Origin of the sequence: Parabacteroides sp. AF14-59 (assembly GCF_003479515.1) — a bacterium.
GTDB lineage: Bacteria > Bacteroidota > Bacteroidia > Bacteroidales > Tannerellaceae > Parabacteroides > Parabacteroides faecis.
Genome location: NZ_QUHH01000038.1, coordinates 41690 through 42371 on the forward strand (window position 1 = coordinate 41690; position 682 = coordinate 42371).

The following is a 682-nucleotide window of genomic DNA, read 5'->3' on the forward strand; positions in this document are numbered from 1 at the left end:
GGGTGTGAATTCTTTTTTCTTATCTTACTATATTCCTGTTTTTTTTAATTTAAAGAAAAGATAAAGCGATCTTATAGATGAATCATCAATCCTGACTGCATGAAAATATTATATCAATATTTGAAGAATATGTATTATCGTTTATCTTTACATTCTATTAAAATGTAAAATAATAGGTTATGAATCAGGAAAGTGCTAATTTTCAATTTGAAGAAAAGATAGAATGGCAAGACCTCGGTGGAGGTGTGCAGCGTCAGATCATGGGATATAATGATGATTTGATGATGGTAAAGGTGAAGTTTGAGACCGGAGCAGTCGGGGCTCCTCATACACATCCGCATACACAGACTACTTATGTGGCCAGTGGCGTGTTTAAGTTTACGACGGACGGGGAAACAAAGATCGTCAGGACAGGAGATGGCGTTTATATGAAACCGGGTGTTTTACATGGATGCGAATGTGTGGAAGCCGGTGTGTTGATCGATACGTTTAGTCCGGTTAGGGAAGATTTTTTATAACTTCCGGGATGTTACCCGGAAGACTATAACCTTGAAAGTGTTTCACCCTAATGGAACAGTTGTTTCACCTTAATGAAACAGTTGTTCCATTAAGGTGAAACACTTTTATTGTGTAGTTTAACGATTTTAGTTGACTACTTTCTGCCTAATCAATAAAAAGGGTT

At 36.8% G+C, this 682-nt stretch carries 1 protein-coding gene; it reads left to right on the forward strand.

Going from position 1 to position 682, the window contains the following annotated elements:
• The first annotated feature begins 179 nt into the window (after positions 1 to 179).
• Positions 180 to 518 (forward strand): cupin domain-containing protein, encoded by a 339-nt coding sequence (locus DWW23_RS25345; protein ID WP_122357243.1) that lies wholly within the window; start codon positions 180 to 182, stop codon positions 516 to 518.
• Positions 519 to 682 lie beyond the last annotated feature (164 nt).

Bases quoted from the DNA above. Each gene is read 5' to 3' on its own strand.
- DWW23_RS25345 (WP_122357243.1), top strand. From the start codon at position 180: ATGAATCAGGAAAGTGCTAATTTTCAATTTGAAGAAAAGATAGAATGG.